Genomic DNA, 6,812 nt, shown 5'->3' with positions numbered 1-6,812 from the left:
GCCATCGGCGCGCTGCAGCCGTTCCTCGATACGCCGGTTAAGGGTCTGTGGTTCGACAAATGGCCGGCCGACAGGCCGATGATCGACGAGCCGGCACCGGCCAGCACCTTCTATCACATCGTCTGCGCCATCTATGAGGCAGGGGCCGTGCTGGCTTTCGAGGCAGAAAAAAACGACGAGCCGCGTTCGCAAAATAAAGAGATGCAATGACTTCGGTTAGGAAAAATAATTGTTTATGCGTTTGATTCAGCTCAGCGCATCAATGAAAAGGGCCTTGGGTGAAGTCATCTCATTCGGTCCGTTGCAGCTCTCTTGCATGGCTGGTCCGCAGTTGACACTCTTCATTCCTGGTACTATCTCCATCGCGAGAACGAGGCGTTGACGCACATTAATTGTGCTTTCGCGATTTTTTCGATGAGTTGATGATGGAGTAGGAGCTGAAGCGCTGCGCCTGGTGTCAAGGTCGAGATCAATCGTCAATTGTTTGGCTGTCGAGTAATGATCAAGTTGTCGGCAACTTATCAAGTCGCGTAGTATCGGTTTAAATAAGGAAATCTCCGTGATCATATCTTTTCTCTCGCCGAACGACAATAAACTGTTGCATCGGCTTTTCAGGGAAAATTTTAAGAAACATGCCAAATGGTACGTTGTTTCGATCGCTGCCATGCTTATTGTCGCTCTTACGACATCGCTTAGCGCGTGGATCATGCGTGATATTGTTAATAGCGTATATCTGAAGCGTGGTTTCGATGTTGTTCTGGAGATCGCATTCGCTGTTGCGGCGATCTTTATTATCAAGGGTTTGGCGACATTCGTCCAAAGTTATTACCTTAGTAAAGCCGGCAATAGTATTGTCTCTGAGCAGCAGCGCAAAATTTATGATCGGCTTCTGAAGCAAGGTGTATCTTTTTTCCAGAATATGCCGTCTTCAGAGCTGCTTGTTCGTGTGACCTATAATGCACAGGCTGCTCGAAACGTAATCGACACGATTGTTACTTCTTTCGTGCGCGATCTTTTTTCTCTTCTTGGCCTGATTATCGTGATGTTCGCCCAGAACTTCCTCCTGAGCGCGATATCGATGATTGTCGGGCCGGCGGCTATCTTTGGTGTGCGTCTGGTGCTGAAGCGCGTTCGCAAGATCATGGAAGCGGAACTTGCTTCAATCGGCGAAATTATCAACGTCGTGCAGGAGACAAGTGTGGGCGTTCGCGTCATCAAGGCGTTTTCCCTTGAGAAGTTGATGCTCAAGCGCATGAATAAAGCCGTTTCGGATGTGGAGCAGCGATCAAATGGTATCGCCAAGCTTGAAGCGGCGACCAGCCCCATCATGGAGACGTTATCCGGCATTGCAATTGCGATCGTGATTGCGGTTTCTGGTTATACTGTCCTTGAAAAAGGAGGGTCACCCGGTGACCTGATGTCCTTTATCACGGCTCTCCTGCTGGCCTATGAACCCGCGAAACGCCTTGCCCGCATGCGCGTCACCATTGAAGGCGGGATGATCGGCGTTCGCATGATGTTTGAAGTTCTGGATGCTCCGCTCACTCTCACCGAGAAGAAGGATCCTGTCGCACTTCCCAAAACGAGCGGCGATGTTGAACTGAAAAATGTAAGTTTCGAATATATTTCGGGCCAGCCTGTCTTGAATGACGTTGATGTCGTCTTTGAGGGGGGCAAAATGACCGCGTTGGTTGGCCCCTCCGGTAGCGGTAAATCTACTATAATTAATCTCATTATGCGTCTCTATGACCCACAGACCGGTGCCATCATCGTCAACGGAGTGGATTTGCGAGACGTTTCTTTCGCAAGCTTGCGTGAACATATGTCTTATGTCGGGCAGGAGACCTTCCTGTTCTCGGGGACTATTCGACATAATATTTCCGTCGGCCGTGATGATGCGAGTGAGGAAGAAATTATAGCTGCCGCCAAAGCCGCAAATGCACACGACTTTATTATGAGCATGCCTGGAGGATATGACACTGTTCTCGGCGAAAACGGTTCCGGATTGTCCGGTGGCCAGCGGCAGCGTGTAGCCATTGCGCGTGCGATGTTGCGCGACGCCGACATCCTGATACTTGATGAAGCGACGAGTGCTCTGGATTCGGAATCTGAAGCTTTGGTGCGTGACGCACTTGAACGCTTGACCCAAAACAAGACCTCTATCGTGATTGCCCATAGACTATCCACAATCAATCGCGCGGATAAGATTGTCGTCATGGATAAAGGGCAGGTTGTCGAGCAGGGTAGCAGGCGCGAACTGCTTGCCAATGAGGGGCTTTACAAGCGCCTCCACAGCATCCAGTTTGAGACAGATGTAGCCTGATCCCCTCGGTGGGAGGGGAGAATTATTAAATACGTGGTGCCGCATCTTCGCGTATTTCTTGAATTCCCGATTTAGATAGCGACTGTGTGGAAGTTTTACGCAATTGCGTATTCAACTCCCTTCGAACTGGGACTGACATAGCATGGCTGAAGTTTTTTTTGATCTTTCGGAGTTGTTTCTTAACTCAAAGATCAAATTTAAATACTACGGAATTGCGCGGACCGTTATGGAGGTCGCGTACGAATTGAGTTTAATCGATAACGATATTCGCTATGTAATTTATTCCCCTCTTCATCGCCGTTTTTTTGAGGTCTTCCCACGCATAGGAGAGCGCTCTCCCACTGGAGTCCTTGATCCAAACATTCCCGATGCCGCAACGCCTTTACGGTTGCGGCAAAATAATTACGGGACGAACAGCTTCTGGAAAAGGCAGCTTTACAAGCTTGCGCATAGGTGGGCCGATTTTATCAACGCCAGGCGATGGGCCAGGATCGAATCGGGAGCGGTAAAAGAGGTAGACCTCCAGGGACAGATACTGGTGGCTCTCGGCCGTCCGAAAATTCTCTCCGATTATCTTTTTGCGCTCCAGAAGGAGGGGGTTCAACTGAAGTTTGTTCCTCTCCTTCACGATATGATTCCCCTGCATAATTTCAGTCACCGCAATCAGTTTTCATTTCCGAAGAACTTCCTTTACGATAACCGTGTTGTAATTAACGCCGCTTCGCTTGTCCTGACGAACTCTGAATTTACAGCGTCGGAAGTTCGTCACTTTTCGCAGGCAGGCATCTTGCCGCCGGTTGAAAAAGTTGTCGCGGTACCTCTTTGCTACGAACTACGTTCAACGTCAGAGCCTATTGAAAAGGTTTCGTCTCTCTCCCGCTATCTGTTGTGTGTGGGCGCTTACAACGGCCGGAAGAATCTGGAGTGTGTCGTCGAAGCTATGTTGATGCTGCACGAAAGTGGACTGGACGTTCCGGATTTGCTGTTGGCCGGCGCACGTCGCAAACGTGTTGAGAAATTTATAAAAAACAAGCGCTTTGCGGCCTTGCAGGAAAAGATCCACTTTATCTTCGACCCCAATCAGTCGGAGCTCGAGCGTCTGTATCGAAACGCTTTTGCTTTAGTCCTGCCAAGCAGGATGGAAGGGTGGGGGCTGCCGGTCAGTGAAGCGCTTTGGTGTGGTACGCCGGCATTGGCCGCCGATGTACCTGCATTACGGGAAGCCGGTGGCGACCTGGGCCTATATTTTGACCCTGATCGACCGGCTGAATTGGCTGAGATCATAAAAGGGCTATGGACGAATCCACAGGAGTACGAGGCCCTGAGAACGAAAATCGCCCAAAGTAAACCTGAGATGCGTAAATGGCATGATGTGGCGGCCGAGATACTGCAGGCGATCCGTAACCTGTGAGGGCTTTCTCTTCTACGTCGTTTCCCACTCGAAAGTTGTCTTCCAGCAGTCGTTTGCACGCGCCTCAATAATATGAGTCTGTTCCGTTTGCGTCAGGTTCGCAGACGCAGGTACCATTGTCGATATTTATGAGATGCATACGCAGTATGCTTGCCCATTATATACCCTGCGGATGTCCACAGCCTAACAGTCCTGCAGTGACTGGGCTTACTCAATAGAGCGGCCATGCTGACTGCATCCTGCCCCAGCTTACCTCTCGATGAGCCGTCCGACTCATCAATTTATGTTAGTTTGTAACGCTTTTTCCATGATATTATTGGCCGCTTGGGAGCGCTCGATTTGCTTGCGGTGCAATAAGCCGGGATGTCGTTGCACCGTTAAGGTGTGCTGGAGAGTGGCCAGATTGTTTTTGCTAGCCGAGCTGCGGCGGCCCGCGGTGGTTCTTTCATGTGATAGACAGGCGTTCCCAAATCTCGAGCGATGCCCAGGGCCTTTTCGTCATTGACGCCTGCGGTTATGGTGGTGATACCCAGAGCGTCAGCTATCAGTATGCCATGGGTTCGATTGGTGATGACGACGTCATTGGTGCGATAGCTATCGATCAAGCTGTCCAAGGATGGCCCGCCGTCTATAATATTGATTTTTCCACCGAATTTGCTGAACAAAAACTCGGCAATCATTGCTTCATTCGATGCCGGGTGTGATAAATGGCGACACTGCACAATATAGTTTAATGTTAGTTCTGCCGGCGCAAGATGATTTAGGGTGGCGAGAAATTCGTAATACCAGTCCAGACTATTTTCACCAAAATTGTGAAAATTAAATCCGATCCTATAGGCATTTGGTGAGGGCGTGTTTTTGGCGTATTTACCAAGGATGTAAGATGCGAGTTTATCCTTCTCGATGTCCGCGAAGATTCCGAATTCCTGGCAGAGTTTCCTGGAGAGAGAATCTCTGACGGTTATTAAATCCAGCTGCTTGGCAAGCTCGATAAATTTCCCGGAGTTAGCCAGAACGACGTTGCTCTCGACGTGAACGCATCTGGCTTCTATTGTTCCCGAAGTCTTTTTCACGCAGGCTGCCAAGTTTATCAGACAGTCAAGTTGCTCCACCGACCATATAAAACTTCCTCCGCATATTATTACTTTAAAGCCCGTATAATCTTGTTCTGCGGCTTTTTCGAACGGGAGAAATTCTGCAGTGGCAAGAAACTCCATGGGAGCAAAACCAATCTGCACTACAGGTCGATACGTCTCCGAGAAAGCCAACGCCAGATAGTCGTCGCCTCGATTCCCTACCCCGAAAGCCCCAACGAACGCGATTTTCTGATTTTCCATTTTTCTAATTTAGTCCACGTTGATCTTCCGCCATATCGCAATGAAAAAACGAGGTGTGCCACCTCTGAAATATCTTCAATGATTAATTGTCGCTCATCAATTTCAGCGTGCTAACCCCGCTGACGGCGAGGGGTCAGAGCGTTTATCTTCAGGGGACAATTCGCAAAGACTTCAACTACGTGCAGCGCACCAATTGATCGAACGGGGCCTTCGCTTCCAAATATGAACAGATTGTCGGCATAATGCGTTGCCGATCTGCGGCATCACGCGGATCGTGGACAGGATCTCCTTCCATTTGAACTATTGTTCCTTGTTCGATAAGGAGCGTAATATCGAGAGTTTGGAAAGGTTTTGTCGTGAAGGAACACACCCGAAAGATCACGCCGGTTCTTCTTGCTGGCGGTGCCGGTTCGCGTCTCTGGCCTGTCTCGCGTGATCAGCTGCCGAAGCAGTTCCAGCCGCTGGTCGGCAATCTTTCGACCTATCAGCAGACGCTGATGCGGGTGGGCGACAAGGGGCTTTATGCCGAGCCGCTCGTCATCACCAACGAGGATTTCCGTTTTTTCGCCCGCCGTCAGGCGGAAGAGATCGGCCTGCCGGCAACGGTGGTGCTTGAACCCGCCCGCCGCGACAGCGCTGCGGCCATGGCGGCTGCCGCCGTGCTGGCGGAGCGTCGCGAGCCGGGATGTCTGGTGCTGGCGCTTGCCGCCGACCATGTGGTGCTCGATGCCGACAAGTTCTCCGACGCCGTGAAACTCGGGGCCAAGGCTGCCGATCAGGGCAATATTGTCGTCTTCGGCCTGGTGCCGAGCGAGCCGCGCACCTCCTATGGCTATATCAAGCCGGGCGAGGCGATCGACGGCGAGGAGGACCTGAGCACGGTCGACGCCTTCGTGGAAAAGCCTGACATGAAGACGGCGATCTCCTATCTGGAAAAGGGCTATCTCTGGAACTCCGGCAACTTCCTGTTCCGCTCCGATGTGATGATCGCCGAACTCAAGGCCTTCGCGCCGGAGATTCTTTCGGCGGTGACGCAGGCGGTCGAGCAATATGAAAGCGACCTCGGTTTTGTGCGTCTGCATCAGGAAAGCTTCGAGGCCTCGCCGAAAAATTCCATCGACTATGCGGTGATCGAAAAAACCAGACGCATGGCGGTGGTGCATGGCCATTTCCGCTGGTCGGATATCGGCAGCTGGGATGCGATCTGGGAGATCGCCGACAAGCGCGGCAATGACAATGCGCTGGAAGGCGATGGCGTCTTCATCGATTCCGAAGGCTGCCTCATTCACTCCACGCAACTGCTGACGACGGTGGTGGGGGCGAAGGATCTGGTGGTGGTGGCCACCAAGGATGCGGTTCTGGTGGTGCCGAAGAACCGGGTGCAGGATGTGAAGGGTCTGGTGGAGACGCTGAAGGACGGCGAACATGCGCCGCGGACGCAGAGCCACAAGCGTGTTTATCGTCCCTGGGGTTATATCGAACACATGTATGTGGACGAACGTTACCGGGTCGGCCACATCACGGTCGATCCCGGCCATCGGATCTCGTTCCAGAAACATTATCATCGCTCGGAACACTGGATCGTGGTCAAGGGCACGGCGACGGTGACGATGGGCGAGGAAACGCGGCTTCTGACGGAAAACCAGTCGGTCTATATCCCGATCGGTCAGCCGCACCGTCTGGCAAACGAGGGCCAGATCCCGCTCGAACTGGTCGAAATCCAGACCGGGGCCTATATCGG

The 6,812-nt window shown here is 51.8% G+C and carries 5 protein-coding genes; 4 read left to right on the top strand and 1 reads right to left on the bottom strand.

Annotated features, from left to right (window positions below; translation table 11 throughout):
* From N434_RS25130 to N434_RS25120, 3 genes are all read left to right on the top strand, one after another.
* A partial coding sequence (locus N434_RS25130; protein ID WP_181424074.1) for an AGE family epimerase/isomerase occupies positions 1-210 on the top strand: 210 nt, incomplete at its 5' end.
* A gap of 349 nt (positions 211-559) precedes the next feature.
* Positions 560-2,323, top strand: coding sequence for an ABC transporter ATP-binding protein (locus N434_RS25125; protein WP_110760757.1), 1,764 nt, complete (start codon positions 560-562; stop codon positions 2,321-2,323).
* A gap of 142 nt (positions 2,324-2,465) precedes the next feature.
* Positions 2,466-3,734 (top strand): glycosyltransferase family 4 protein, encoded by a 1,269-nt coding sequence (locus tag N434_RS25120; protein WP_110760756.1) that lies wholly within the window; start codon positions 2,466-2,468, stop codon positions 3,732-3,734.
* 377 nt (positions 3,735-4,111) lie between these two features.
* On the opposite strand, the gene N434_RS25115 is transcribed toward N434_RS25120, so the two are convergent.
* Positions 4,112-5,071 carry a polysaccharide pyruvyl transferase family protein gene (locus N434_RS25115; RefSeq protein ID WP_110760755.1) on the bottom strand — a complete coding sequence of 320 codons (960 nt, stop codon included), beginning with the start codon at positions 5,069-5,071 and terminating at the stop codon, positions 4,112-4,114.
* Positions 5,072-5,427: 356 nt separating this feature from the next.
* Between N434_RS25115 and N434_RS25110 the strand changes: the two genes are divergently transcribed.
* Positions 5,428-6,812: mannose-1-phosphate guanylyltransferase/mannose-6-phosphate isomerase (locus tag N434_RS25110; protein ID WP_110757962.1), on the top strand; the 1,385-nt coding region annotated here is incomplete at its 3' end.

Source organism: Rhizobium sp. UGM030330-04 (assembly GCF_003208455.1).
Taxonomy (GTDB): Bacteria; Pseudomonadota; Alphaproteobacteria; order Rhizobiales; family Rhizobiaceae; genus Agrobacterium; species Agrobacterium rhizogenes_A.
The sequence above is the reverse complement of the archived record's forward strand: the minus strand, read 5'-3'. Positions and strand labels throughout refer to the sequence as shown.

Excerpts from the sequence above, each read along its gene's own strand:
- N434_RS25120 (WP_110760756.1), top strand. The coding sequence starts at position 2,466 with ATGGCTGAAGTTTTTTTTGATCTTTCGGAGTTGTTTCTTAACTCAAAG.
- N434_RS25115 (WP_110760755.1), bottom strand. The coding sequence starts at position 5,071 with ATGGAAAATCAGAAAATCGCGTTCGTTGGGGCTTTCGGGGTAGGGAAT.